1 protein-coding gene is annotated in these 788 nt (G+C 71.8%); it reads left to right on the top strand.

Annotation, left to right across the window (positions count from 1 at the left end):
- A partial coding sequence (locus tag G3N92_RS34555; protein ID WP_206131942.1) for a serine/threonine-protein kinase occupies positions 1–788 on the top strand: 788 nt, incomplete at both ends.

Here is a 788-nt window from a genome sequence, read left to right as displayed (position 1 = left end):
CGACAGCAGCCTGAGCCGCGAAAGCTGGCAACGCATCGCGCAGGCGCAGGGCGGCGACGACGCGGCGGTCGGCAAGCTGCTCAAGGGCCGCTTCCTGCTCGAACGCGAGCTGGGCCGGGGCGGCATGGGCGTCGTCTATCTGGCGCGCGACGAGCGCAAGGTCGAGGCGCGCGACCGCGATCCGTACGTCGCCGTCAAGGTGCTCAACGACGAATTCCGCCGCCATCCCGATTCGCTGATCGCGCTGCAACGCGAGGCGCGCCGCGCGCAGCGGCTGGCCGACGACAACATCGTCCACGTCTACGATTTCGACAAGGACGGCACGATCGTCTTCATGACGATGGAGTACATCGACGGCACCGACCTGCGCACGCTGATTCGCGAGCGCCCGTCGGGCCTGCCGTTGCGCGACGCGTGGCCGCTGATCGCGGGCATGGCGCGCGCGCTGCAGCGCGCGCACGCGAGCGGCATCGTCCATTCGGATTTCAAGCCCGGCAACGTGATGATCACGCGCGACGGCGTGCCGAAGGTGTTCGATTTCGGCATCGCGCGCGCGGGCCACGCGGGCGCGGGCGCGGCGGGCGACCAGACGGTGTTCGACGCCGGCACGCTCGGCGCGATGACGCCCGCCTACGCGAGCCTGGAGATGATCGAGGGCGCCGAGCCCACCGCGCGCGACGACGTCTACGCGCTCGGCTGCGTGGTGTTCGAGCTGCTGACCGGCCGGCATCCGTTCGACCGGCGCGGCGCCGATGTCGCGCTGGCCGAGGGCGCCGTGCCGCCGGCCG

The sequence above is a fragment of the Burkholderia sp. Ac-20379 genome (genome assembly GCF_017104645.1).
GTDB lineage: Bacteria > Pseudomonadota > Gammaproteobacteria > Burkholderiales > Burkholderiaceae > Burkholderia.
This window is presented reverse-complemented; position numbering and strand designations above follow the sequence as displayed.